We start from the raw sequence: 25,029 nt of genomic DNA, 5'->3' as shown, positions 1-25,029 counted from the left end.
CTCCCTGGTCGAGATGAGGCGGAAAAGAGACGCGGCGCAGGTGACCGAAGTCAGCCTGCGCCGCGTCTGTGGATCCGATCAGGCGGAGACGACCGGCTTGTCGTTCAGGCGCTCGCCGGACTCGATGTCGAACGCGTGCACGTGGCCCGGGTTCGCAGCGAGCGTGACCGTCTCGCCGGCGTTCGGGTGGCTGCGACCGTCGACGCGGGCGACGATGTCGCTGCGCTTGCCGTTGATCTCGGTGTGGCCGTAGAGGTAGCCGTCGGCGCCGAGCTCCTCGACGAGGTCGACGACGACCGGGAGGCCCTTGCCGTCGGCCGGTCCGACCGTGATGTCCTCGGGGCGCACGCCGACCGTGACCTGGCTGCCGTTCGCGCGCCCGACCGTGTCGCGGTCGAGCGGGACGACCTCGGAGCCGAAGCGGATGCCGCCGTCGGCGAGGTCAGCGGCGAACAGGTTCATCGCGGGCGAGCCGATGAAGCCGGCGACGAAGACGTTGTTCGGCTTCTCGTACAGGTCGCGCGGGGAGCCGACCTGCTGCAGCAGGCCGTCCTTGAGGACCGCGATGCGGTCGCCCATGGTCAGAGCCTCGGTCTGGTCGTGCGTGACGTAGACCGTGGTGACGCCGAGGCGACGCTGCAGCGAAGCGATCTGCGTACGGGTCTGCACGCGGAGCTTGGCATCGAGGTTCGACAGCGGCTCGTCCATGAGGAACACCTGCGGCTGACGCACGATGGCGCGACCCATGGCGACGCGCTGACGCTGACCACCCGAGAGGGCCTTCGGCTTGCGGGTCAGGTAGGGCTCGAGGTCGAGGAGCTTGGCGGCCTCGAGCACGCGGGATGCACGCTCTTCCTTGCCGACGCCGGCGATCTTGAGCGCGAAGCCCATGTTCTCGGCGACGGTCATGTGCGGGTACAGCGCGTAGTTCTGGAAGACCATCGCGATGTCGCGGTCCTTCGGCGGGACGTCGGTCACGTCGCGGTCGCCGATGAGGATGCGGCCGGCGTTGACCTCTTCGAGGCCGGCCAGCATACGGAGGGACGTGGACTTGCCGCAACCGGAAGGACCGACGAGGACGAGGAATTCGCCGTCACCGACCTCGAGGTTCAGCTTGTCGACGGCCGGACGGGTTCCGCCGGGGTACAGGCGGGTGGCCTCGTCGAAAGTCACAGATGCCATTGTCTTTTCTCCTTCACCGGCAGGTACGTGCCGGACGATCCGTAGTGATGAAGCGGCGGGTGACCCCGCCGTGACCCGTCATTGGGTCGGGATCAGTATGACATGAACGGCGGTACCTGGGTATTTCTCAGCCTCACTGACTACCATCGAACTCGGCCGCGCGCAGCGGCGATCGTCGCCGAGCGGCGGTCGGGGCCAACCCGGACCCCCGTTGAGACTCACAGAGGAACGATGTCGAGCGACGAAACGCCGAACGTCCCGACGCCTCGCAATTCCCGCGAGGTCGTACGGGAGAAGGCTCAGAGAGTGCACGCCCAGCAGTCCAGGGCGCGCCTCATGCGACGGATCATCATCGGCGCGGTAGCGCTCGTCGCGGTGGGCGCGATCGGCACTGCGGTGACGCTCGCGGTGTCCTCCCAGGTCTCCAAGCCGAGGCTCACACCGACCGGCATGGAGTCGGACGGCGTCGTCGTCACCGATCTCGAATCGTTCGCCGGAACGGGTGCCGTGCCGGAGACCCCGAGTCCCGAAGCGTCCGATGCCGGCGAATCGGCCAGCCCGACGCCTGACCCGACGGCGTCCGAGAAGGTCGACATCCACGTATACGTCGACTACCTCTCACCCGACGCCGGTGAGTTCGAGCGTGCCAATGCTCGACAGCTCGCCGGTTGGATCAGCGAGGACGCGGTCACGGTCAGCTACCACCCGGTCGCGTTGCTCACCGCCAGCTCCAACGGCACCAAGTACTCGCTTCGTTCGGCCGCGGCTGCGGCATGCGTCGCCACGCACTCGCCCGCACAGTTCTACGCGTTCAATCACGACCTGCTCGACGACCAGCCCGAGGTCGGCAGCGACGGCCTCTCCGACGAGGACCTCGCGAACCTCGCGGGCGCGGTCGGCGTCGACAACGCCAAGGCCGTGCGCTCGTGCATCGAGGACGGCGACTTCGTGGGCTGGGCGAAGGAGGCGACGACCAGGGCTCTGGACGGACCGCTCGCCGGCTCCGACGACCTGGTGCTGACCGCAGCGCCGATGATCGTCGCGAACGGCGAGGCCTACGTCGGGGCGCTGGACGACCCGGCCGAGTTCTCGCAGTTCGTGCTGAGCGTGGCGAGCGATGCCTCCCGCGCGACGGCGACCCCCTCGCCCACGACGACTCCGTAGGTCGAAGCCGGGTCGATGCCATCGCTAAGCTGGTGGCATCCGCCGACTTGGCGCAATTGGTAGCGCACCGTACTTGTAATACGGGGGTTACGGGTTCGAGTCCCGTAGTCGGCTCTTCAATCCCTCACGAGAGTGGGGTTCGCGGATTCACTTCTCGGCGGCGGCCTCGGGTGCGTCGATCACCTCTTCGATGAGGCTGATGCCGCCCGTGGAACTCGCAGACTGCATCAGATCCTGAATCCACTTCGGGTTCAGCTGCGGCGCCTCCGGCTCCTCGAACGTGAAGCGCAACGGTATCGACGGATGCAGCCAGATCGTCGAACGTCCCACCTGCTGGCCTTCGGGGTGCCGCCAGGAGAGGGTGAAGCTCTCGTTGCGGCGGAGCTTCGTGGCGATGACCACCTTCAGGTGCGCGAGGGCGCGGTCCTCGATGTGGATGTCATCCCCGTTGCCGTACTGGATCGTTCCCATGCCAGAACGATAGCGGCCTGGTGGTGACCACGCATTCCGATGTATCGCTTCAGTCAATGATATGTTACACATCAGGCAGGTTTCCTGGCGGGCCGACGGATCGTGCCAGGTAGAAGACGCGCAGGTGGCCGCCTCCCCGCTCCGGCCACCTGCGCTTGCCTGCGCGAATTCGGGGATTCAGAGCACCTGAGAGGGCGAGATCTTGAGCAGCGCACCCGAGACAGCGACGGTCACCCCGGAGTGGCAGCACGACTACCCCTACACGAAGAAGATCTCCACGGCCGAGTACGAACGGGAGAAGCGGCTGCTGCAGATCGAGCTCCTGAAGCTCCAGTCGCACATCAAACATTCCTCCGAGCGGCTGCTCATCCTGTTCGAAGGACGGGACGCGGCGGGGAAGGGTGGGGCGATCAAACGCTTCATGGAGCACCTGAATCCTCGCGGCGCTCGGGTCGTCGCTCTCGACAAGCCGACGGATGCGGAGCGGACGCAGTGGTATTTCCAGCGCTACATCGCGCATCTGCCCTCCGGCGGCGAGATCGTGATGATGGACCGCTCCTGGTACAACCGCGCCGGCGTCGAACGGGTCATGGGCTACTGCTCGTCCACGGAGTACGAGGAGTTCATGCAGACCGCTCCGCAGTTCGAACGGATGATCGTGAGCTCGGGCATCCGCCTCATCAAGCTGTGGTTCTCGGTGGGAGAGGCGGAGCAGCGTCGTCGGTTCAGACGGCGCAGCGACGACCCCGTCAAACAGTGGAAGCTGAGCCCCACTGACCTCGCCAGCATCGACCGTTGGGCGGATTACACGGCGGCGAAGGAAGCCATGTTCTTCCACACGGACACGCCATCCGAGCCGTGGATCGTCATCAAGTCGAACGACAAGATGCGGGCTCGACTCGAAGCGATGAGGTGCGTCCTCGCCCGTTTCGACTACCCGGGCAAAGATCCGCTGGTCGCCCACGCTCCGGACTCACGGCTCGTCGGGCGACCCTCGCAGATCTACGACGAGGGCGAGACGCCGAAGACGAACTCGTCCCCCGCCGATGCGGAAACATGACGTCATCCGGGAATGCGTGGATCCCGATCCGCGGTTGTCTTCGTCATGACTCGTATCGGCACCAGTGATCTTGACGTCCTCCCGCTCGCGCTCGGCGGCAACGTGTTCGGCTGGACGGCCGATCGCGATACCTCGTTCGCCGTGCTCGATGCATTTGTGGACGGCGGTGGCGACTTCATCGACACGGCCGATTCGTACAGCTCCTGGGTGCCGGGGAACGAGGGGGGCGAGAGCGAGACGATCATCGGGGAGTGGCTCGCATCCCGTAAGCCGTCCGGTGTCGTCGTGGCCACCAAGGTGAGCCAGCACCCGCAGTTCCGCGGCCTCTCCGGACCGAACGTGCGAAAGGCGGCCGAGGCCTCGCTCCGGCGTCTCGGCGCTGACGAGATCGATCTGTACTACGCGCACTTCGATGACGAGACCGTTCCGCTGGAGGAGACCGTCGCCGCGTTCGGACAACTCGTCGAAGACGGTCTGGTTCGTCACGTGGCGGTGTCGAACTATTCGGCGGAGCGCATCAGGGAATGGATCGAGATCGCGCGGCGCACGGGTGTCGCCGTGCCGGTGGCCGTTCAGCCGCACTACAACCTCGTTCATCGCAATGAGGTCGAGGACACCATCATCCCGGTCGCCGAGGAGTTCGACCTCGGGCTGGTTCCCTATTACGCCCTGGCGAGCGGATTCCTGACGGGCAAGTATCGCTCGACCGACAGCTCGGAGCAGGATTCCCCCCGCGCGCAGTTCGCCGCGAAGTACGCGACTGAGGCCGGGTTGCGGATCATCGGTGCGCTCGAGCAGGTCGCCGATGCTCACGGGACGTCGGTCGCCGCGACGTCTCTCGCCTGGTTGCGGGCGCAGCCGACCGTCGTCGCGCCGATTGCGAGTGCTCGCACGATCGCACAGGTGCCGGACCTGCTGGCGGGTGCTCGACTCGAGCTCTCCGCTGAGGAGGTGCGGCTGCTCGACCGCGTGTCGGAATGGACCCCCGCCGGCGCCTGATGCGTCAGGTCTCGTTTCCGACGAGGCCGAGTCTGTGCGCCAGGATCACGGCGTGGATGCGGTCGCGCGCGTGGAGTTTCGCCAGCACCCGACCGACGTGGGTCTTCACGGTCGATTCGCCGACGTAGAGGGAGCGGGCGATCTCGGCATTGGTCAGTCCGCGCCCGATCGCGAGGAACACGTCTCTCTCACGATCGGTGAGGGATTCCAACGCCGCGCTCTCCGCGGCATCCGGTGTCCGGGTGGACGAGGAGCCGAGCTGCGGGGTGACGTGCTCGAGCAGCATCCGCGTGATCCGAGGGGAGAGCGCCGCGTCTCCGCGGTGCACGGCGTGCACTGCGGAGATCATCTCGTGACGCTGTGCGTCCTTCAGGAGGAAACCGCTCGCGCCTGCGCGGATGGCGCCGAAGGCGTATTCGTCGAGATCGAACGTGGTCAGCACGAGCACCTTGGTCTGAGGGTGGTCTCGCACGATGGCCTCCGTGGCGGCGATGCCGTCCAGCTCCGGCATCCGGATATCCATGAGCACCAGGTCCGGCGCGAGTGCGGCGCTCTGGGCGATCGCCGCCCGCCCGTCGCCGGCCTCGCCCACCACGACGATGTCGCCCTCTGCTTCGAGGACCATCCGGAACCCGACGCGGATCAATTCCTGGTCATCCACCAGAAGCACCCTGATCGCATCCGTCATCGGTCGTCCTCCATCGATTCGCTCGGTACGGCCGGGCCGGTCGCCTTCGTCGGCAGCACGGCGTGCAGAACCCATCGTCCTGCACCGGATGGCGCGGACTCGACGCTTCCCTGGACATGGGCGGCGCGCTCGGCGAGTCCGCGCAGACCGAAGCCCTCGGTCCCGATGCCGCCGGACACGCCGTCGTTGACGATGTCGATCGTCACGGAATCCGGTGCGTAGTCCAGTCGTACACCGATGGTCGAGGCGGTGGGGGCATGACGCATCGCGTTCGTCACGCCCTCCTGCACGATGCGTCCGATCGCATGCGCGACGGCGGGGGAGACCTCGGCGTGCCCCACGACCGTGAGCGTCGCGGGGTATCCGGCGCGCTGGGCCGCCTCGACCGTGTCGCGCGGCCGGGCCGGATTCGTGGGGGCCAGGGGCAGCGGAGACGCGTCATCATCCCGCAGCACACCGAGCATGGATCGCATCTCGGTCAGGGCGGCACGAGCGGTGTCCGCCGTGTGGGTCGCCGCCTTGCGTGCCTGTTCGCGGTCGGGCGTCGCCGCGGCGCCTTCGGACAGTGCCACGATCACCGTCAGCGAGTGGGAGACGATGTCGTGCATCTCCCGAGCGATGCGCGCCCGCTCGGATGCGGCGGCGAGCTGCGCCTGCTGGTCACGCTCGACGAGCAGCTGCCGCGAGCGATCGATGACGGCCGACAGATAGCGCTTGCGGCCGCCGACGTTGACGCCGATGAGCGTGCCGATCAGGCCGAGAACGATGTAGCTGAGCGCGGTGTCGAGTCCGTTCTGCATCACGATCACGCCGGTGAGCATCAGGAGTCCGCTGAGCAGGAGGAACCACGCCGCGCCGATTCCGTAGCAGGTCCAGGCCGCGCGCGACGAGCGATAGACCGCGAGACCGTAACAGGCGACGAGCAGCAGGATGATGCCGCTGGACAACCCGGTGAACAAGCCGACCGTTCCCAGGATCACCGCCGCGACGAAAGGACCGAGCGGCGCCCGTCGTCGCCACAGGAGTGTGCTGCACGCCACCACGATCATCGCCAGCGTGGCGATGTTGATCGCGATGTAGGTGGATTCCGGAACCGACTCCTCGGCGAACCGACCCGCCGGGGCGAGGGAGAGGAGCAGGCAGAGCAGCGTCAGCAGGACGTCGGCGAACAGCGGATGCCGCGCCCAGAATCGCCGGAAGAGCCCCGGCGCACGCGGAAGCCGCAGCTCCTCGTCCTCTCGGATCGAGTCGCTGCGGCTTCGCGTTCTGCTCACAAGCCGACTTTACGCGTCGCGGGTGCGCAGCACGCCCCAGGCGACGAGTGCTCCGCCGGCGACCCAGCATGCGAGGGTCAGGAACGCGACCGGTGCATCGAGTGCTGCGCCGTCGCCCGGCAGGATCGCGCTCTGCGCTGCGGCCACCGGGAGGTAGGCGGATGCCTCGATGACCCATGCCCATGCCTCACCGGCGAAGGAGAAGAAGTTCGCCACGATCGGCAGCACGAACAGGACACCGACGGTCGCCGCGATCGCTCCGGCCCCGGAACGGAGGATGAACCCGAAGGAGACTCCGATCAGAGCGAAAACCGCCATGGCGAGGGAGGAGACGACGATGGGCAGGAAGGATGCGGCAGGGTTCGACCATTCGATGCTCTGATCGCGCGGCGCCACGATGAGCGAGACCGCGACGGCCGCGAGGCCGAAGATCACCAGAGACGAGACGAACATGAAGACCGCGAGCACGGTCGACTTGGCCGCGAGCACCGAGCCGCGGATCGGGTTGGCCGTGAGCGTCGAACGGATCATGCCGGTCGAGTACTCGCCCGTCACCGAGATCGCACCGATGATGCCGGCCAGCAGCATCGTGAACTGGATCGGCATGACGACGGCCTGAATCGGCTCGAACCCCGGCATGTCGATCGCCTGCGCGATGAGCACGGCGATCCCGATGGTCAGAGCCGCGGCGATCCCGATGGACCACCATGTCGAACGCAGCGTGGCGAGCTTGATCCATTCGCCGCGGAGCGCGCGGACGAATGTCAGCCGGCGACCGGTGTCGACGCGCGGCCGCGCGGGCGCGGGTGCCTGTGTCGTGGTCATGAGATCTCCTTGGTGCGGTACTCGACGGAATCGCCGGTGAGGGCGAGGTAGGCGTCCTCGAGTGAACCGGTGGTGGGGGTGAGTTCGTGCAGCGGGATGCCGCGGTCCGCGGCGAGGTCGCCGATCCGGGCGGCGGGAAGTCCCACGATGTCGAGGAGGTCGGGAGCCGAGCTCACGATCTCCACGTCCGGGCCGCCGACGGCGGCGGCGAGCTCGGTGGGCCGCGGAGTGCGCACGCGCACCGTGTTCTGCGTCCAGGAGCGCACGAGGTCGGCGAGCGGAGCATCCGCCAGCACCCGGCCGCGACCCATCACGATGACGTGGTCGGCGGTCTGCGCCATCTCGCTCATCAGGTGGCTCGACAGGAGCACGGTTCGTCCTTCGGATGCCGCGTGCCGGACGAACTGGCGCACCCAGCGGACGCCCTCGGGGTCGAGGCCGTTGACCGGCTCGTCGAGGATCAGCGTGTGCGGATCGCCGAGCAGTGCCGAGGCGATACCGAGGCGCTGTCCCATTCCGAGCGAGAACTTCCCGGCACGCTTGCGGGCGACCGACCCGATGCCCGCGAGCTCGATGACCTCGTCGACGCGCGAGGAGGGAATCCCATGGGTCGCCGCCATCGCGCGAAGGTGATTGCGCGCCGTCCGACCGGTGTGCACGGCCTTGGCGTCGAGCAGGACGCCGACCTCGGTGAGGGGTGCGCGAAGCTTGCGATACTCGCGACCCGCGATCTCGGCGCGTCCGGACGTCGGCCGGTCGAGGCCCACGATCATGCGCATCGTGGTCGACTTGCCGGCACCGTTGGGGCCGAGGAAGCCGGTGACGCTGCCCGGCTTGACGGTGAACGACACGTCATCGACGGCCGTCTTGTCTCCGAACCTCTTCGTGAGGCCTTCTGCTGTGATCATGGGTACAACGCTACGGAGGGCTCCTCAGCCGCGCGTCCTCCTCAGGTACCGTCCTTCTGCTCGGGGTGTCCTCCCGGTGGTGGACGGCTAGGACTCAGGAGCGGGGGCGGGCCTGGACTCGCGCGGCCATCTCATCCGACGCGAGGATCGCCTCATCGATGATCTCCCTCGACGGCGGCGCCGTCAGCCAGTCGTGGCTCAATGAGGCCGGAACGAGCAGCGGCATGCGATCGTGCAGCTCGACGAGGTGGTCGGGGGCGGGACGCATCACGATCGAATAGCAGGTGTACCACTCGCCGTCTGCGGTGCGACCCCGTTGGGTGACCGCCGCCATGCCGAAGAGGGTGCCGTCGTCGATGATGAACTCGTTCCACTGCCGGGAGGGCTTCTGCATCTCGTACCAGCTCGTCGCCGGGACGATCGCTCGCGACTTCGCTCCGCCTGGACGCTCCTGCAGGCGTTCCGACCGGGTGTTGATCGACGGGAACTTCGCGGGTTCCCCGTTCACGAGAAAACCCCACCACGCCGGTTCCAGAGTCGGAGCAGCGTCGGGCTGCACGATCACGGGGTTGAGGTTGCGGAGGTTCTTCCCGGTCGGGCGGATGGTCTCACCCGCATTCTCCTCCGCCCAGACACGCAGGCCCTCGAGCACCGCATCGTCGGCGGCGGCGAGGACTTCCGCATCGGTGAACCGGGGATCGAGACCGTAGCTCGCGCACATGCCGCCAGCGTAGCGCCGGCCGCCGACATCCGTCTCGCCATGGCGGATCCGGGCCTCCGGTAGGGTCGACGGGTGCCAGAATCCCGTCGACTCCCCGCGCCCCTGGCGCTCGGAGGTGCTGTGGCGATCGGCGTCATGACGGCGATCCAGGCCCGGATCAACGGCGTCCTCGGGGTTCGCGTCGACGACGGGATCGTCGCGGGCCTCCTCTCGTTCTCGGTGGGCCTGCTGGCGCTGGTCGCCGTGATCTGCTGCATCCCGTCCGCCCGGCGCGGAGCGGGACGCCTCTGGAGCGGCATCCGACGTCACACGATCCCGTTCTGGATGCTGCTGGGCGGCGCCTGCGGCGCCCTCACGGTCTCGACCCAGGGGCTCACGGCCGGGATCCTCGGCGTCTCTCTGTTCAGCGTCGGCGTCGTCGCGGGGCAGACGCTGCACGGGCTCGTGCTGGATCGGATCGGGTTCGGTCCCGCCGGCGTCGTCGCGGTCACCCCCGGCCGGGTCGCCGGCGGAGTTCTCGCGCTCGCCGCTGTCGCCATCTCGATGTCGGGCGACGTGCTCGCCGCCGCTCCGCTGTGGATGCTGCTGCTGCCGTTCGCCGCCGGAGTCGGTATCGCGTGGCAGGCGGCCACGAACGGTCGCCTCTCGCAGCGGGTCCAGTCGCCGCTCGCAGCGACTCTGATGAGCTTCATCACCGGCACCGTCGTGCTGCTGCTCGCGGCCGGGACGAGCATCGCCTTGCGCGGGATGCCCGATGCCCTGCCGGCCGAACCCTGGCTGTACCTGGGCGGGTTCCTCGGAGCGGCCTACATCCTGCTCGGCGCGTTCATCGTCGCGCACACCGGAGTTCTCCTGATGGGGCTGGGCTCCGTGCTCGGACAGCTCGTGACCTCGGTCGTGATCGACCTGATCTGGCCTCCGGCGGCGGGGCCCGCGCTCTGGCAGGTCATCGCCATGGTCGTCGTCGCGGTGGCGTCCGTGATCGTCGCCGTTCCCCGCAGACGCCGGCGCTGACGCGCTACTTCTTCTTCGCCTTCTTGGCCCCGGTCTTCGGCATCCGGGTGATCAGCTTGCGCGCATCCACGGCCTTGCGGCGGCCCGGCTTCTTGCCCGCGGGCTTGCCGCCCACGTACAGCCAGCCGAGGAGTTCCTCGTTCTTGTCGAGGCCGTGGGCCTTCGCGACGGCCTTCGCACGTGTGTAGTGGCCCGTGCGCCAGATGACGCCCCAGCCGGCTTCGTCGAGGAGCAGGCTCAGGGTGTGCGCGACTCCGGACGCCACGGCCTCCTGCTCCCACCGCGGGACCTTCTCGCTCTTGCGGTAGCTGGCGACGACCGCGATCAGCAGTGGTGCGCGCAGGGGCTTCGACGACGGGGTGGAGTCTCCCTGCGCCTTGGCGATGGCGGCGCCGAGCGCCTCGCGATCGGGGCCGCGCAGTTCGATGAGCCGCCACGGACGCAGCGAGGAGTGATCAGCGACGCGGCCGGCCGCGGCGACGAGCGTCAGCAGCTCTTCGCGGCCCGGCGCCGTGTCTTCGACCTTCGACCAGGACTGACGCGCGCGGACCGCGTCGAGAGCACTCACGAGGCGTCGGGGGTGAAGTTCAATGCGATCGAGTTCATGCAGTAACGGTCTCCGGTCGGCGTGCCGAACCCGTCGGGGAACACGTGGCCGAGGTGCGAGCCGCAGTTCGCGCAGCGCACCTCCGTCCGCACCATGCCCAGGCTGTCGTCCTCGATGAGCTCGACCGCATCGGGGCGGATCGACTCGTAGAAGCTCGGCCAGCCGCATCCGGAGTCGAACTTGGTTCCGCTCTTGAACAGCTCCGCGTTGCACGCCCCACAGGTGTAGAGGCCGGCGCGCTCCTCGTCGAGCAGCTCACCCGTCCAGGCCCGCTCGGTCGCGGCCTGACGCAGCACGGCGTACTGCTCATCGCCGAGCTCGCGGCGCCATTCGTCTTCGGTCTTGTCCACGCTGTACGACATGTGTCCTCCTCAGTCGACTCCATTCTCCCTCCTGTGGCGGTGCCTCGGGTGCGTCGCGTCACAATGGACGGATGACCGATGCTGTGCAGGAGCGCTACGCGCGCTTCGCCCGTGATGAGGCGCCGGGCCGGAGCGCCCTCTACGCCGAGTGGGCCGCCGGGGTCGCCGAGGATGAAGAGGTGCGGCGCGTCCTGCTCCGCATCCCGGAGACGAGACGCCAGCCCCCGCTCGTGTTCGCCGTCACTCGGATGCTCGGCGTTCCGCTCGACGAGTACGCGCGGTGGCGTGGCTTCGTGCTCCGGCATGCGGACGAGGTCGTCGCCGAGTGCGCACGGAGGTCGCTGCAGACGAACGAGCCGCTCCGTCTCGCGGCGCTCCTGCCGGTACTCTCCGAGATCGAGGGGCCGATCGCGCTGCTCGAGATCGGGGCGTCGGCGGGACTGTGTCTCTATCCCGATCGGTACTCGTATCGCTTCACCGCTGAGGGCGGGGAGCTGCGTGCGGCGCTCGACCCGGCCGACGGCGTCTCGACGGTCGTGCTGGAGAGTCGCGTGACCGGTCCGCTTCCTGCGCTCCGGATGCCGGAAGTCGTGTGGCGCGCCGGGATCGACCTGGTACCGCTCGATGCCGCCGACGAGCGTGATCGTCGTTGGCTGCGTGGTCTCGTGTGGCCGGGGGAGTCGGAGCGCGAAGAGCGCATCGAAGCCGCCCTCGACATCGCAGCCGGCGACCCTCCTCTTCTGGTGGAAGGGGACGCCGGCACTCACCTCGCCGCGCTGGCGGCGGCGGCACCGCCGCGGGCGACGCTCGTCATCACCACTCCCGGGGTGCTGGTGCACATCCCCCGGGCGGAGCGGACGGCGCTGATCGCGAGGATCACGCGCACGGACGCCCGCTGGATCACGATCGATCCGCCCGCGATCACAGACGTGTGGGATCCGCCGGTCGATGCGGATCGGTGGCCGGGGTTCGTGGTCGCGCTCGACGGGCAGGTGCGCGCGGCCGCGGATCCGCTCGGGCGATGGTGGGAGTGGCGACCCGAAGTGGCGGCGGTTGCGTCCTAACCTGGAGCCATGCTCGGAGATCTCACGGAGCGCGATCGCGCGATCCTCGCCCTGGAAGTGGCGTGGCCGCGCCACAGCGGGGCGAAGGAAGAGATCATCCGCGCGCAGCTCGGGATGAGCGCCGCACGCTACTACCAGCTGCTCGGACGACTGATCGAGTCCGAGTCCGCGCTCGAGTACGATCCGATGCTGGTGCGTCGCCTCCGCCGCATCCGCGATTCGCGCGCGGCACGGCGTACCGCGCGGCTGCCCGGCTTCGTCGGCTGAGCCATCTCGAGCCGATGGCGCAGCGGCACGGAGGGTCCGCTCGTGCGGTGAACCGGATTGACAGGAAGGTGCCGCTAGCATCGAGGGGTGTCAAAGCCCCTCCGCGATCGCTTCGATGATGCGCCCCGTACCTCCGGACGAGTGGGAGCGCACCGCGCCGAAGCGCCGGGGATGAACGGCTGGGTCGTGCTGCTCTGGTCGTTCGTCGCCGCTCTCGTCCTCATCATCGCCGGCATCTTCGGATCCCTGGTGGTCATGGGGCGTGTCTCTCTGTTCCCCGAGGCGGCGCCGAGCGCTGCTCCCACCCCGCAGGAGACCGGCATCGTCGATCCCAGCATCTCGGTGATGATCTTGAACGGCACGCCCGACGAGGGCCTCGATACGCAGATGCGCGACACGCTGATCAACAACGGCTGGGCGGCTGACAACGTGTTCGCCGGCGACAGCTCCAGCCAGGACTTCGCCACCACGACGGTGTTCTACGTCGAGGAGGCAGACGAACTCGCAGCGGTCGGGCTCGCTGACGTCCTCGGCGGTGCGGCGGTGCAGCAGAGCGACTACTACTCCGGGCAGACGGAGGACGGGCAGAAGCAGTTCACCGTCGTGATCGGTCTCGATCGGTCGACCTCGGCACCCGAGACGCCCGACGAGGCGCCCGCCTCCTGACCCGGGGATGCGCCCTCCTCCGGCGGCTTGCACTCGAAGGTGTCGAGTGCCAGAATGGCGTTAGCACTCTCATACTCTGAGTGCTAAACCCAACGTCTACGTCCAGGAGGGACGAAAAAACTCATGGCAAAGATCATTGCTTTCGATGAGGAGGCCCGCCGCGGCCTCGAGCGCGGCCTCAACATCCTCGCCGACGCGGTCAAGGTGACCCTCGGCCCGCGCGGTCGCAACGTCGTCCTCGAGAAGAAGTGGGGCGCCCCCACGATCACGAACGACGGTGTCTCCATCGCCAAGGAGATCGAGCTGGACGACCCGTACGAGAAGATCGGCGCGGAGCTCGTCAAGGAGGTCGCGAAGAAGACCGACGACGTCGCGGGTGACGGCACCACCACCGCCACGGTCCTCGCACAGGCTCTGGTCCGCGAGGGTCTGCGCAACGTCGCAGCCGGCGCCGACCCCATCTCGCTCAAGCGCGGCATCGAGAAGGCCGTCGCTGCGATCACCGAGGAGCTCCTGTCGAGCGCCAAGGAGATCGACTCCAAGGAGCAGATCGCCGCCACGGCGTCCATCTCCGCTGCAGACCCGGCCATCGGTGAGCTCATCGCCGAGGCGATCGACAAGGTCGGCAAGGAAGGCGTCGTCACCGTCGAGGAGTCGCAGACGTTCGGCACCGAGCTCGAGCTCACCGAGGGCATGCGCTTCGACAAGGGCTACCTGAACCCGTACTTCGTCACGGACCCGGAGCGCCAGGAAGCGGTCTTCGAAGACCCCTACATCCTCATCGCGAACCAGAAGGTCTCCAACATCAAGGACCTGCTGCCGATCGTCGACAAGGTGATCCAGGACGGCAAGGAGCTCGTCATCATCGCCGAGGACGTCGAGGGCGAGGCTCTCGCGACGCTCGTGCTGAACAAGCTCAAGGGCATCTTCAAGTCGGTCGCCGTCAAGGCTCCCGGCTTCGGCGACCGCCGCAAGGCGCAGCTGCAGGACATCGCGATCCTCACCGGTGGTCAGGTCATCACCGAAGAGGTCGGCCTCAAGCTGGAGAACGCCACGCTCGACCTTCTCGGCCGTGCGCGCAAGGTCATCGTCACGAAGGACGAGACCACGATCGTCGAGGGCGCCGGTGAGGCCGACCAGATCGAGGGTCGCGTCACGCAGATCCGTCGTGAGATCGAGAACACCGACAGCGACTACGACCGTGAGAAGCTGCAGGAGCGTCTGGCGAAGCTCGCCGGTGGCGTCGCCGTCATCAAGGCGGGCGCGGCCACCGAGGTCGAGCTCAAGGAGCGCAAGCACCGCATCGAGGACGCCGTCCGCAACGCGAAGGCAGCCGTCGAAGAGGGCATCGTCCCCGGCGGTGGCGTCGCGCTGATCCAGTCCGGCACCAAGGCCCTCGACGGCCTGGCGCTGACGGGTGACGAGGCGACCGGTGCGAACATCGTCCGCGTGGCGATCGAGGCTCCGCTCAAGCAGATCGCTCTCAACGCCGGTCTCGAGCCGGGCGTCGTCGCGAACAAGGTCTCCGAGCTCCCCGCGGGCCAGGGCCTCAACGCGGCCACGGGTGAGTACGTCGACATGTTCGGTGCGGGCATCATCGACCCGGCGAAGGTGACCCGCTCGGCGCTGCAGAACGCAGCCTCGATCGCGGCGCTCTTCCTCACCACCGAGGTCGTCGTGGCGGACAAGCCCGAGAAGGCTGCTGCTCCGATGGGTGACCCGTCGGGCGGCATGGACTTCTGATCCAGCCCTCATGACAGAACGCCCCCGGCTCCGGCCGGGGGCGTTCTGCGTTGTGCCGGGCGCGATTCAGCGGAACAGGCTGGCCGAGTACTGGTCGGCGTCCGCATACTGAGAGGCTGCCGAGCCGAGCGAGGTACCGATCGAGTCGAGCACCTGTTCGACATGGAGCTGCGCACCCTGCCACTGCTCCGCGCAGCCCTGGAACGCAGCAGAAGCACTGCCCACCCAGGAGGACTGCAGCTGGCGCAACTGGGCCATGAGCGTTGCCGACTCGCTCTGCAGCCGCTCGATGGTGGCTCTGGTCGCCCCGTGCGCGGCGTGGACGGCTTCGGTGTCGACGGTGAAGACGGACATGTGAACTCCTTCTGTTGGAGTTCCGACGCTAGGGGGCCGGTCGCGCCCGATCCGTCCCGTCGACGCCTGCTCGCCGTGGGTGTGCAGAACCCCGACCGACAGTCGATCGTGCAGAGCCGTCAGCTCAGATCGAGCCGTTCCAGGGGCTGGGTGTCCTCGAGAAGGTGCTCGGGTGTGGCGCGCGCGGGCGCGAGCGGAAGCGTGACCGTGAAGGTCGCTCCACCGCCGGGCGTCTCCGAGACCGCGACGCCGCCGTGCAGCGCCTTCATGATCGACGCGACGATCGCGAGCCCGAGGCCGGAACCGCCGGTCTCCCGTGCGCGGGAGGTGTCGGCCCGCCAGAAGCGCTCGAAGATCTGCTCCCGGATCTGTGGGGGGATGCCCTCCCCGTGATCCACGATCGAGATGCTGCCGGTGCCGCGCACCCGGTCCGAATCGACGACGATCTCGATCGGACCGTCCTCGGGGGAGAAGCGGCGGGCGTTGCCCAGCAGGTTCGTGACGACCTGGCGCACCTTGTTCTCCTCGCCGAGAACGATCGGCGGGGTGCGCACAGGGATGTCGGGGATCTCGGTGAAGTCGATCGCCGGAGCCGGCTCGGGCTGCCGCGGGCGACGACGCAGGCGCGACAGTGCGGTGCGGGACAGCCCTCGCGCGGGCGGCGCGCTCGTCGGGTCGGGTTGAGGGGAAGACGTCTCCCGCAGCGGGATGGGGGACATCGCCTCGACCGTGCGGTCGATCACGGTCACCGTCCGCCCCGGAGCCGCGGCGCGCAGATCGAGGGCGGCATCCCGTGCGATCGGCCGCAGGTCGAGAGCGACGATCTCGGGCTCGCGCTCTTCGTCCAGACGGGCGAGTGCGAGAAGATCCTCCACCAGGACGCCCATGCGGATGGCCTCCTTCTCGATCCGCTCCATGGCTCGGGCCGTATCCTCTTCGCCCTTGATGGCCCCCATGCGATACAGCTCCGCGTAGCCGCGCACGCTCACCAGCGGCGTGCGCAGCTCATGGCTCGCGTCCCCGATGAAGCGTCGCATGTGCTGGACGCTGCGGTCGCGCTGCGCGAGCGAGCCGTCCACGCGATCGAGCATGGTGTTGATCGCCGTGTTCAGTCGCCCGACCTCGGTGGTCGGCTCGAGGTCGGTCAGCCGCTGCCGGAAGTCGCCTGCCGCGATGGACATGGCTGTCGCCTCGACCTGTCCGAGCCGGCGGAAGGTGAGCGTGACGAGCCCTCGGGTGAGAAGGGCCGCGATGAGGATCGTGATCAGCGCGATGGTGATGTAGATCCCGAAGTACTGGCTGATGATGCGGTCGGCGGGCGCCAGCGGAAGGGCGACCAGCTGGATGCGCAAGGCGCCGCCCTCCGATCCCACCACGGCGACCGCGCCGTGAAAGACGGTGCCGTCGGCGCCGGGGATCTCCAGCGGAATCTGATCCGTGTCAGCTGTCGCCTTGGCGAGCGAGTACTCGGAGGGGAAGAGCGGAGCCTGGCCCGACGTGCCGCGAGCAGTGGCACGGAGCACCCCTGTCGCGTCGTAGATCGCGAAAGAGAAGTCCCGCGGCTGCTCCTCACGCGGGGTGTACGTCGTGACCCCGTCTATCGTCGTCGCCTCGAAGTAGCGCTCGACCAGATCGCTGGACACCAGTGCGGGCAGTTGCGCGTCGATGTTGGCGACGAGCGCGTTGCGCAGGATCGGCACGGTTCCGAGCCCCGCGACGAGAAGACCGAGAGCGAGCACGGCCACCGTGACGCCGGTGACCTTCGCGCGCAGGCTGATTCGACGCCACCAGGCGGTGACCGCATCGGGCTTGTGCGCCATGCGGTCCTCCTCGGGCGTTCACCATGCCGCAGGGCGGCGCCGATGGTCGGGGTCGGTCGTCAGACCGACTTGCCGACCTTGAGCATGTAGCCGAACCCGCGCTTGGTCTGGATCAGCGACTCCTCGGTGTACGGGTCGATCTTGCGACGCAGGTACGAGATGTAGCTCTCGACGATTCCGGCGTCGCCGTTGAAGTCGTACTCCCACACGTGGTCGAGGATCTGCGCCTTCGACAGCACGCGATTCGGATTGAGCATCAGGTAGCGCAGCAGCTTGAACTCGGTCGGGCTCAGCTCGATCGGCTCCTTGCCCACATGGACATCGTGTGTGTCCTGATCCATCGACAGTTCGCCTGCGCGGATGATCGACTCCTCGTCGGCCTGCATCGTGCGTCGCAGGATCGCCTGGGCCCTCGCGACGATCTCGTCGAGGCTGAAGGGCTTGGTGACGTAGTCGTCGCCGCCGGCGTTGAGGCCTTCGATCTTGTCTTCGGTGCCGTCCTTCGCCGTCAGGAAAAGGATCGGAGCGGTGAACCCGGCGCCGCGGAGACGCTTGGTGACGCTGAACCCGTTCATGTCCGGGAGCATGACGTCGAGGATGATCAGGTCCGGCTCCTCTTCGAGGACGGCCGAGATCGTGGCGGCGCCGTTGGCCACCGTCTTCACCTGGAATCCGGCGAAGCTGAGACCCGTCGAGAGCAGGTCACGGATGTTGGGTTCGTCGTCGACGACCAGGATGCGCGGAGCAGTCATGTCCCCATTATGGTGACTTCGGCCATGCAGATGCTGACTATTGTCCGGAACGGCGCGCACTCGCACACCTCTGCATCGTTGAGAGGATGGAAGCATGAGCTCGAACGAGGACGCCTCCGCCGCCCCCGCATCCGCCATCGCTCCGGCCCGGTCCTCGCGCGCCGAACAGATCCCCTACCACCGACTGGCGCACCTGCGGCCGAGGTACCGCTGGTGGCGGATGCTCGTGACCGGAGTCGTCGGAGTGGCGCTCTACGTCGCGATGCTGCTGCTCCTGATCGTGCCGCTCGTCGTCGCCTCGGTGCTGGTGCCGGGGTGGGGAGCGGAGATGCAGGTCCTCCTCACGACCGTCCAGTACTTCGACCTCGATCGCCCGTGGCTCTTCCTGGCGCTGGCGGTGCCGCTGATCCTGATGATCCCGGCGCTGCTGCTCGCCTCGCGCATCGTCGAGGGGCGCGGCGTCGGCCTGCTGTCATCGGTCACCGGACGGCTGCGGATGGGCTGGCTCGGCAGGAGCCTGCTGCTGGCACTCGCGGTATTCGTGATCTACTTCGCCGTCGTGCTCGGCTGGGCGGCCGCCACGGGGGAGGTGATCGCCGTCGACTTCTCCCATCCCGCCTTGTGGGTCATGGTGCTGCTCGTGCTGCTGCTGATCCCGTTGCAGGCCGCCGCGGAAGAGTATGTGTTCCGCGGATATCTGATGCAGCTCGTCGGCAGCTGGCTGCGGCATCCGGCGTTCGCCATCCTGCTTCCGGTGCCGCTGTTCGTCCTCGGCCACGGCTACGACATCTGGGGGGCGGCGAGCGTGGGCATGTTCGCGATCGTCGCCGCGTGGCTGAGCTGGCGCACGGGCGGTCTGGAAGCAGCGATCTCCCTGCACATCGTCAACAATGCGCTCATCTTCCTGCTCGGCACCGTCGGCCTGGTCGATGCCAACGCCACCACGGGAACGCCGGTCGATCTGCTCGCGTCGACGATCGCGATGGTCGTCTACGCGCTTCTCGCCGATCGTTGGGCGGGCAGGCTCGGCATCGCGCGGACCGCGAGCCGGGCCGCCGTCGGAAGCGGCACCCATCGCCTGGATCGGATGCTGCACGGCTGAGCCGTACGACAGCCGAAGCGTGATTCACGCAGCGATGGCGGCCGAATCCATGATCGTGTAGCTGTAGCCCTGCTCAGCGAGGAAGCGCTGACGGTTCTGCGCGTAGTCCTGGTCGATCGTGTCCCGGGCGACGAGCGTGTAGAAGCTCGCCGTGTGCCCGGACTGCTTGGGGCGCAGCAGCCGGCCGAGTCGCTGCGCCTCCTCCTGGCGTGATCCGAACGAGCCGGATACCTGGATGGCGACCGATGCCTCGGGCAGGTCGATGGAGAAGTTCGCGACCTTCGACACGACGAGAAGCGAGATGTCGCCCTCGCGGAACGCGCGATACAGCTCTTCGCGCTCGTCGATCGGGGTCGCGCCCGTGATCTGGGGAGCGTCCAGCGCCGCCGACAGGGACTCGAGCTGATCGAGGTACTGCCCGATCACGAGGATGCGCTCGCCCTCGTGCTTCGCGATCAACTCACGCACCGCCTTGACCTTGGCCGGAGCGGAAGCGGCGAGTCGGTATCGTTCGTCGTCCGTCGCCGCGGCGTACTCGAGCCGGTCGCTCGGCGGGAGGTCCACGCGCACCTCGTAGCAGGCGGCGGGGGAGATGAAGCCCTGGGCCTCGATCTGCTTCCACGGCGCGTCGAAGCGCTTGGGGCCGATCAGGCTGAAAACGTCGCCCTCGCGACCGTCCTCGCGCACGAGCGTCGCGGTGAGCCCGATACGGCGGCGGGCCTGGAGGTCGGCGGTGAGCTTGAACACCGGCGCCGGGAGCAGGTGGACCTCGTCGTACACGATGAGGCCCCAGTCGAGCGCGTCCAGCAGCGCGAGGTGTGCGTATTCGCCTTTGCGCTTGGCGGTCAGGATCTGGTAGGTCGCGATCGTGACGGGCTTGACCTCTTTGGCCTGGCCGGAGTACTCGCCGATCTCTTCCGGGGTGAGGCTCGTGCGCTTGAGCAGCTCGTCGCGCCACTGGCGGGCGGAGACGGTGTTGGTGACGAGGATCAGTGTGGTGGTCTTGGTGGCCGCCATCGCGCCGGCTCCGACGATCGTCTTGCCCGCCCCGCAGGGCAGCACCACGACGCCCGACCCGTCTTTCGAGAAGGCGTCGACGGCGTCCTGCTGGTAGGGGCGGATGTGCCAGCCGTCTTCCGCGAGATCGATCTCGTGCGGAGTGCCCGGCGTGTACCCGGCGAGGTCCTCGGCGGGCCAGCCGATCTTCAGCAGCTCCTGCTTGATCTGCCCGCGTGCCCAGGCGTCCACCACGAAGGTCTCGGGAGTCGGATGCCCGATCAGGAGGGGCTGGATGCGCTTGTTGTTCGCGACCTGGGCGAGGACCGCGGGATCCGTCGAGCGCAGGATCAGCGTCCCCTCATCGTCGCGCTCGATGACCAGGCGTCCGTAGCGGTTCACCGTCTCGCGCAGATCGACGGAGACCGACGGCGGGACCGGGAAGCGCGACCAGCGGTCGAGCGTCTCGAGCATGTCCTCCGCGGTGTGCCCGGCGGCGCGTGCGTTCCACAGCCCGAGGCGGGTGATCCGGTAGGTGTGGATGTGCTCGGGAGCGCGCTCCAGCTCGGCGAAGATCGCAAGTTCATGGCGGGCGCTCTCGGCGTCGGCGTGGGCGACTTCGAGCAGCACGGTGCGATCGCTCTGGACGATCAGGGGGCCATCAGACATAGCTGTCCAGTTTACCGGTCGCGGAAGGCACTCGGCCTACGGCGCGACGATCGTCGCTGCGAGGATGCTCGACACCGGGAGAGTGCGCTCGACGTCGGCCGCGCGGTCGCGGCCGCGAAGACGGCCACCGCCCATCCCGGTCGCCTCGAGGAGGAGTTCTCGTGTCGAGCCGTCCGGCATGCCGACTGTGACCTGCAGGACGGATTTCGCGCGCACCGCCGCCTCCAGTTCCCGGTCGAGCCAGGCGGCGTCGGCATCCGGCCCCTGGTGGGAACGCAGACGCGCGATGAGGGGCGTCAGGTCGGCGGCGTCCGGCTCGGGTTGCGTCGCCGGGGCGGCCGGGTGTCGCTCGCGCACGAGGAGGCCGCCGTCGGCTCCGACCAGTGTCGCCGGATACCGTGCGTCGGTGAGCGCCCAGTACACGGTCTCCCGTCCGACGCGCGTGGTGAGCGAACCGACGTGCGCGGCGAGTGCGAGGGGGCGCAGAGACTGGTCGACGGCCATGGCCTGGATGAGATGCGAATCCGTGCTCTCGATCCGTGTGCGCCCGGTCTCCTCATCGGTGAACACGCGGACGAGGCCGTGCCGTTGCGCGGTCTGCGCGATCAGGTATCCGAGCGGCTGCGGGATACCCGTCAGGGAGAGGGAACCGAGGAAATCGAGGATCGACTGCTCGGTCTCGCCGGCGACGAAGGCGTGTGCCACAGACTCCGCGGTGAAGCGGTACGAGGAGGCCTGGGCCGCCGATTCGCGGGCGGCGATCGTGCGCAGACGCACGTCGAGCGCGGGCTCGAGGGGCCCGGGGGCGATGGCCGTGAGATCGTTCTGCAGGAAGATCCGGTCCACTTCGGCCGGCAGCAGCCGTACGAGTGCGCGCGGGTCGGCCGCACCTCCGCTGCGCAGGCCGACCGCCCATTCCGGTTCGCTGCCGTCTTCGGCGATCAAGCCGAGCAGTCGCGCAGCCTCGCGCAGGACGCGGGCGCGATCGGGCCAGGTCGGATCCCAGGGATGCGCGTCGCCCCATGCCTGAGGCGCGATCCAGCCGCCGCCGGGCGAACGGACACCGCGTGGGAGGGCGTCCCGGAACGACGTCGCCAGCACGCTCCAGCGTGTGACGGCCGAGGATCGCAGCCAGTCCTCCGCGGCGCGGCTCGACCGCAGTCGGCGGTCCGCCGCGACGGCGAGCCCGGACTCGAGCGCGATCGACACGAGCGTGTCCACGATCTCGACGGGGACGCCGGCTTCGCCGAGCTGTCGTTTCTCGCCGGCGTTCACCCCGCCGCCGGTGAGCAGCGAAAAGGGATTCTCTCTCGCGACGAGAAGCAGATCTGCGAGCACGGCGACGGTCGTGAACGCGCGCTCCGCGGCGTGGGCAGATGCTGTCTCGGACGACGGATCGGCAGCCGGCTGAGCTGCGGAGACGTCCGGAACCGGACGCCCGGCGAGGGCCGCCGCCACGGGAGGATACGGTGTGCCATCCGGGCGGAGCAGGGCGAGCGCTGTCAGGTTCTCCTGCAGGACTCCGGCGCCTTCTCCCGATGCGGCATCCATCAGCGCCCTCGCTTCGGCTGCGGTCAGCGACGGGAGCACCTTCGACAGGGAGGCGGGGTCGAGCAGCGACTCCGCCGCGTCGAAGAAGTCCTGCCAGCTGACGTCCGGTCGCACCCGCCGCGCCGCGAACAGCCTTCGGAGGTCGTCATCGCTCGCAGCCGACAGCCAATCAGCCAGCGGTCGCGCGTGAGTGCTCATGGCCGATGCCTCACGAACGCGAAGACGCGCGGCCCTTCCGGATGAAGCTCATCGTGAGGAGAGCGATGATCATCACGAAGGCGAGGGGCAGTCCCCAATAGGGGATCGCCGCGATGATCGGCCACGCTCCCTCGCCGAAAGCGGCCTGATCCATTCCGACCCAGGTGCCGATGATGATGGCGAAGAAGCACACGACCGACGCTGCAGCGATTCCGAGCGCACCGAAGGCCAGGAAGCGATCGACCCGGCGGATGGGGACATCCGGTTCGGAATTCTGCGTGCTCATCCGTCCCAGCCTACTCGTTCCGCGGCCTTCGGTTCCGTGGCCCGGGCGACCGGTAGGCTGGGGGTACGCGCACGAGCGCGCCCATCGTTCTGCATATCGATTCCAGCGAGGTTCTCCCATGCCCACCGGCAAGGTCAGGTTCTACGACGAAGACAAGGGTTTCGGCTTCATCGCCAGCGATGACGGCCAGGACGTCTTCCTGCACGCCTCAGCGATGCCGACCGGCACCGCTGTGAAGGCGGGTGCGCGCGTGGAGTTCGGCGTGGCCGACGGCAAGCGCGGTCTCCAGGCGCTGTCGGTGCGCGTGCTCGAAGCGCCGCCCAGCCTGTCGAAGGCCAAGCGGAAGCCTGCCGATGACATGGCGATCATCGTCGAAGACCTCGTGAAGCTGCTCGACGGTATCGGCGGGGACCTGCGCCGCGGGCGCTACCCCGCTTCCGGACACGGCCGCAAGATCGCTGCCGTCCTGCGCAAGGTCGCTGATGACCTCGAAGCCTGACGCCGACGCGCGTCTCGTCGGCGCCCACGATCTCGCCCTGGCAGCCCTGGGGGAGATCACGCCGGCGTCCACCGTCGGGCCCGCAGCCGGGTACCTCGTCGAGGAGGACGGCTCGGTGTCGTTGCGGTTCGAGAACCGCCTCGCCGGCTACCCCGGCTGGTACTGGACCGTGACCGTCGCGCAGGTGGACGATGAGGACCCCACAGTCCTCGAGATCGAGCTTCTGCCCGGAGACGGCGCGCTTCTGGCGCCGGAATGGGTGCCGTGGGCGGAACGCCTGGCGGAGTATCGTGCGCATCAGGTCGAGCTCGCGGAGGCAGCGACCGCCGCGGGGGACGAGAACGCCGACACCCTCGACGATGCCGATGGCATCGATGACGAGGACGCGCTCGATGACGACATCCTCGACGACGACGAGCTCGACGATGACGATGACGATGACGATGACCGTGCCGCGGACATCCTCCACGCGGGCGACCTCGACGGGGTCGATATCGACGAACTCGACGACTCGTCCGACGAAGACGAAGACGCCGACGCCCTGGATGCGGACGCCGGCGAGGTCGACGAAGAGGAGTGAATCCCGGGCGCTCAGGCGCCCAGGTTCTCCAGCACGAAGTCGATCGACCGGGTGAGCTGACGCACGTCGTCCGGGTCGATCGACACGAAGGTCGCGACGCGCAACTGGTTGCGGCCGAGCTTGCGGTACGGCTCGGTGTCGACGATGCCGTTGGCGCGCAGGGTCTTCGCGATCGCCGCGGCGTCGATGCTGTCATCGAAATCGATCGTGGCGACCACAGGAGAGCGATGCGCGGCGTCCGCCACGAAGGGTGTCGCAACCGCTGAGGCCTCGGCCCAGTCGTACAGCACCGAAGACGACTCGGATGTGCGGGACGCCGCCCAGGCGAGCCCGCCGTTCTCGAGGATCCAGCGCAGCTGGCTGTCGAGAAGGTGCAGCGTCGTGATCGCGGGGGTGTTGAGCGTCTGGTTGAGCCGGGAGTTGTCCACGGCGTTCTTCAGGCTCAGGAACTCGGGAATGTAGCGACCGGATGCCGCGATGCGCTCGATGCGCTCGATCGCGGCCGGCGAAACCGCCGCGAACCACAGTCCGCCGTCCGAGCCGAGGTTCTTCTGCGGGGCGAAGTAGTAGACATCGGCCTGGCTTGCGTCGAAGTCGATCCCGCCGGCGGCGCTCGTGGCGTCGATGACGGTCAGTGCGCCGTCGGCCTCGATGCGCTGGACGGGCGCTGCGACACCGGTCGAGGTCTCGTTGTGGGGCCAGGCGTACACGTCGACACCGGGCACGACCTCGGCGGCGGTCAGGGATCCGGGCTCCGCCTTGCGCACGTCCGGCGCCTCGAGCCAGGGGGCTCCGGCGGATGCGGCGAACTTGCCGCCGAACTCACCGAAGACGAGGTTCTGACTGCGTCGCTCGATGAGGCCGAAGGCCGCCGCGTCCCAGAACGCGGTCGAGCCGCCGTTGCCGACGAGGATCTCGTAGCCTTCGGGGACCCGGAAGAGGGCGGCGAGCTGCTCGCGCACGCTCCCGACGAGGTTCTTCACGGGGGCCTGGCGGTGGGAGGTGCCCAGGATCGTCGCCCCGGATGAGACGAGCGCCTCGAGCTGCGCCGGGCGCACCTTCGAGGGACCGCAGCCGAAGCGGCCGTCAGCGGGCAGGAGGTCACGGGGAATCTCGATCGCCATGGGTTGATTCTAAGGGGGCGCCGGGCGAGGCCCCGACCGTCGGCGGCCGGATGTCCGTCCGGGAATGTAGGCTTGCCTAAGAA

At 68.3% G+C, this 25,029-nt stretch carries 27 protein-coding genes and 1 tRNA gene; 12 read left to right on the top strand and 16 right to left on the bottom strand.

The genetic code is table 11. The features are described from left to right. Nucleotides 1–78: 78 nt before the first annotated feature. Nucleotides 79–1,182 carry a sn-glycerol-3-phosphate ABC transporter ATP-binding protein UgpC gene (ugpC, locus tag DW298_RS03870; protein WP_029262761.1) on the bottom strand — a complete coding sequence of 368 codons (1,104 nt, stop codon included), beginning with the start codon at nt 1,180–1,182 and terminating at the stop codon, nt 79–81. 231 nt (nt 1,183–1,413) lie between these two features. Between ugpC and DW298_RS03865 the strand changes: the two genes are divergently transcribed. Continuing rightward, nucleotides 1,414–2,346 (top strand): thioredoxin domain-containing protein, encoded by a 933-nt coding sequence (locus DW298_RS03865; RefSeq protein ID WP_136041162.1) that lies wholly within the window; start codon nt 1,414–1,416, stop codon nt 2,344–2,346. Nucleotides 2,347–2,387: 41 nt separating this feature from the next. Further along, nucleotides 2,388–2,460 (top strand) — tRNA-Thr (locus tag DW298_RS03860). A 33-nt stretch (nt 2,461–2,493) separates the two neighbouring features. Here DW298_RS03860 and DW298_RS03855 read toward each other — a convergent pair. After that, entirely contained in the window at nt 2,494–2,817 is a 324-nt protein-coding gene (locus DW298_RS03855; protein WP_136041161.1) for a hypothetical protein, read from the bottom strand. Between the two features lie 202 nt (nt 2,818–3,019). Here DW298_RS03855 and ppk2 point away from each other — a divergent pair, with 202 nt between their 5' ends. Both ppk2 and DW298_RS03845 read left to right on the top strand, forming a co-directional pair. Beyond that, complete coding sequence (gene ppk2 / locus DW298_RS03850; RefSeq protein ID WP_240745009.1) at nt 3,020–3,877, top strand: polyphosphate kinase 2; 858 nt, start codon at nt 3,020–3,022, stop codon at nt 3,875–3,877. 45 nt (nt 3,878–3,922) lie between these two features. Beyond that, nucleotides 3,923–4,876, top strand: a complete 954-nt coding sequence (locus DW298_RS03845) for an aldo/keto reductase (protein ID WP_136041159.1) — start codon at nt 3,923–3,925, stop codon at nt 4,874–4,876. Between the two features lie 4 nt (nt 4,877–4,880). Here the strand turns inward: DW298_RS03845 and DW298_RS03840 are convergent, their stop codons facing one another. From DW298_RS03840 to DW298_RS03820, 5 genes are all read right to left on the bottom strand, one after another. Next, nucleotides 4,881–5,564: a response regulator transcription factor gene (locus DW298_RS03840; RefSeq protein WP_136041158.1), complete on the bottom strand. Its 684-nt coding sequence runs from the start codon at nt 5,562–5,564 to the stop codon at nt 4,881–4,883. Continuing rightward, a complete protein-coding gene (locus DW298_RS03835) occupies nt 5,561–6,838 on the bottom strand; it encodes a histidine kinase (RefSeq protein WP_136041157.1) in 1,278 nt (425 codons plus the stop codon). Before DW298_RS03835 ends, DW298_RS03840 begins: the two co-directional genes overlap by 4 nt. Nucleotides 6,839–6,847: 9 nt before the next feature. Beyond that, complete coding sequence (locus DW298_RS03830; RefSeq protein ID WP_136041156.1) at nt 6,848–7,663, bottom strand: ABC transporter permease; 816 nt, start codon at nt 7,661–7,663, stop codon at nt 6,848–6,850. Continuing rightward, entirely contained in the window at nt 7,660–8,571 is a 912-nt protein-coding gene (locus tag DW298_RS03825; protein ID WP_136041155.1) for an ABC transporter ATP-binding protein, read from the bottom strand. Before DW298_RS03825 ends, DW298_RS03830 begins: the two co-directional genes overlap by 4 nt. A gap of 94 nt (nt 8,572–8,665) precedes the next feature. Further along, nucleotides 8,666–9,292, bottom strand: a complete 627-nt coding sequence (locus DW298_RS03820; protein ID WP_136041154.1) for an SOS response-associated peptidase family protein — start codon at nt 9,290–9,292, stop codon at nt 8,666–8,668. A 102-nt stretch (nt 9,293–9,394) separates the two neighbouring features. Here DW298_RS03820 and DW298_RS03815 point away from each other — a divergent pair, with 102 nt between their 5' ends. Continuing rightward, nucleotides 9,395–10,306, top strand: a complete 912-nt coding sequence (locus DW298_RS03815; RefSeq protein ID WP_136041182.1) for a DMT family transporter — start codon at nt 9,395–9,397, stop codon at nt 10,304–10,306. 4 nt (nt 10,307–10,310) lie between these two features. On the opposite strand, the gene DW298_RS03810 is transcribed toward DW298_RS03815, so the two are convergent. Together DW298_RS03810 and msrB are read right to left on the bottom strand one after the other, a co-directional pair. Beyond that, the gene (locus DW298_RS03810) at nt 10,311–10,874 is read right to left on the bottom strand and encodes a nitroreductase family protein (RefSeq protein WP_136041153.1); all 564 of its coding nucleotides are present in this window, start codon (nt 10,872–10,874) and stop codon (nt 10,311–10,313) included. Continuing rightward, on the bottom strand, nt 10,871–11,275 hold the full coding sequence (msrB, locus tag DW298_RS03805) for a peptide-methionine (R)-S-oxide reductase MsrB (protein ID WP_136041152.1): 405 nt from the start codon (nt 11,273–11,275) through the stop codon (nt 10,871–10,873). Before msrB ends, DW298_RS03810 begins: the two co-directional genes overlap by 4 nt. 71 nt (nt 11,276–11,346) lie before the next feature. Between msrB and DW298_RS03800 the strand changes: the two genes are divergently transcribed. The 4 genes from DW298_RS03800 to groL all read left to right on the top strand — a co-directional run bounded on the left by DW298_RS03800 (nt 11,347) and on the right by groL (nt 15,015). After that, nucleotides 11,347–12,339 carry a DUF2332 domain-containing protein gene (locus DW298_RS03800; protein ID WP_136041151.1) on the top strand — a complete coding sequence of 331 codons (993 nt, stop codon included), beginning with the start codon at nt 11,347–11,349 and terminating at the stop codon, nt 12,337–12,339. Nucleotides 12,340–12,348: 9 nt separating this feature from the next. Further along, nucleotides 12,349–12,606: a DUF3263 domain-containing protein gene (locus tag DW298_RS03795; RefSeq protein ID WP_136041150.1), complete on the top strand. Its 258-nt coding sequence runs from the start codon at nt 12,349–12,351 to the stop codon at nt 12,604–12,606. An 87-nt stretch (nt 12,607–12,693) separates the two neighbouring features. Then, nucleotides 12,694–13,272 carry a LytR C-terminal domain-containing protein gene (locus DW298_RS03790; RefSeq protein ID WP_342589073.1) on the top strand — a complete coding sequence of 193 codons (579 nt, stop codon included), beginning with the start codon at nt 12,694–12,696 and terminating at the stop codon, nt 13,270–13,272. Nucleotides 13,273–13,395: 123 nt separating this feature from the next. Next, entirely contained in the window at nt 13,396–15,015 is a 1,620-nt protein-coding gene (gene groL / locus DW298_RS03785; protein WP_136041149.1) for a chaperonin GroEL, read from the top strand. Between the two features lie 66 nt (nt 15,016–15,081). Here groL and DW298_RS03780 read toward each other — a convergent pair whose 3' ends face one another. From DW298_RS03780 to DW298_RS03770, 3 genes are all read right to left on the bottom strand, one after another. Further along, entirely contained in the window at nt 15,082–15,369 is a 288-nt protein-coding gene (locus DW298_RS03780) for a WXG100 family type VII secretion target (protein WP_136041148.1), read from the bottom strand. Between the two features lie 119 nt (nt 15,370–15,488). Continuing rightward, a complete protein-coding gene (locus DW298_RS03775) occupies nt 15,489–17,189 on the bottom strand; it encodes a HAMP domain-containing sensor histidine kinase (protein ID WP_136041147.1) in 1,701 nt (566 codons plus the stop codon). Between the two features lie 59 nt (nt 17,190–17,248). Next, nucleotides 17,249–17,941 (bottom strand): response regulator transcription factor, encoded by a 693-nt coding sequence (locus tag DW298_RS03770; protein WP_136041146.1) that lies wholly within the window; start codon nt 17,939–17,941, stop codon nt 17,249–17,251. A 94-nt stretch (nt 17,942–18,035) separates the two neighbouring features. On the opposite strand from DW298_RS03770, the gene DW298_RS03765 reads away from it, so the two are divergent. After that, nucleotides 18,036–19,043, top strand: coding sequence for a type II CAAX endopeptidase family protein (locus DW298_RS03765; protein ID WP_136041145.1), 1,008 nt, complete (start codon nt 18,036–18,038; stop codon nt 19,041–19,043). Nucleotides 19,044–19,067: 24 nt separating this feature from the next. On the opposite strand, the gene DW298_RS03760 is transcribed toward DW298_RS03765, so the two are convergent. Genes DW298_RS03760 through DW298_RS03750 form a run of 3 tightly spaced genes read right to left on the bottom strand, consistent with a single transcriptional unit; the run spans nt 19,068 to nt 22,743 of the window. Further along, nucleotides 19,068–20,708 (bottom strand): DNA repair helicase XPB, encoded by a 1,641-nt coding sequence (locus DW298_RS03760; protein WP_136041144.1) that lies wholly within the window; start codon nt 20,706–20,708, stop codon nt 19,068–19,070. A gap of 36 nt (nt 20,709–20,744) precedes the next feature. After that, nucleotides 20,745–22,457 carry a helicase-associated domain-containing protein gene (locus DW298_RS03755; protein ID WP_136041143.1) on the bottom strand — a complete coding sequence of 571 codons (1,713 nt, stop codon included), beginning with the start codon at nt 22,455–22,457 and terminating at the stop codon, nt 20,745–20,747. A 10-nt stretch (nt 22,458–22,467) separates the two neighbouring features. After that, a complete protein-coding gene (locus tag DW298_RS03750) occupies nt 22,468–22,743 on the bottom strand; it encodes a multidrug ABC transporter ATPase (RefSeq protein WP_136041142.1) in 276 nt (91 codons plus the stop codon). Nucleotides 22,744–22,861: 118 nt separating this feature from the next. Between DW298_RS03750 and DW298_RS03745 the strand changes: the two genes are divergently transcribed. Beyond that, nucleotides 22,862–23,242: a cold shock domain-containing protein gene (locus tag DW298_RS03745; RefSeq protein ID WP_029262737.1), complete on the top strand. Its 381-nt coding sequence runs from the start codon at nt 22,862–22,864 to the stop codon at nt 23,240–23,242. Next, nucleotides 23,226–23,822: a DUF3027 domain-containing protein gene (locus DW298_RS03740; RefSeq protein WP_136041141.1), complete on the top strand. Its 597-nt coding sequence runs from the start codon at nt 23,226–23,228 to the stop codon at nt 23,820–23,822. Before DW298_RS03745 ends, DW298_RS03740 begins: the two co-directional genes overlap by 17 nt. A gap of 11 nt (nt 23,823–23,833) precedes the next feature. On the opposite strand, the gene serC is transcribed toward DW298_RS03740, so the two are convergent. Beyond that, entirely contained in the window at nt 23,834–24,946 is a 1,113-nt protein-coding gene (gene serC / locus DW298_RS03735; protein WP_136041140.1) for a phosphoserine transaminase, read from the bottom strand. Nucleotides 24,947–25,029 lie beyond the last annotated feature (83 nt).

Source organism: Microbacterium sp. A20 (assembly GCF_004794515.1).
In the GTDB taxonomy this organism is placed as follows: domain Bacteria; phylum Actinomycetota; class Actinomycetes; order Actinomycetales; family Microbacteriaceae; genus Microbacterium.
This window is presented reverse-complemented; position numbering and strand designations above follow the sequence as displayed.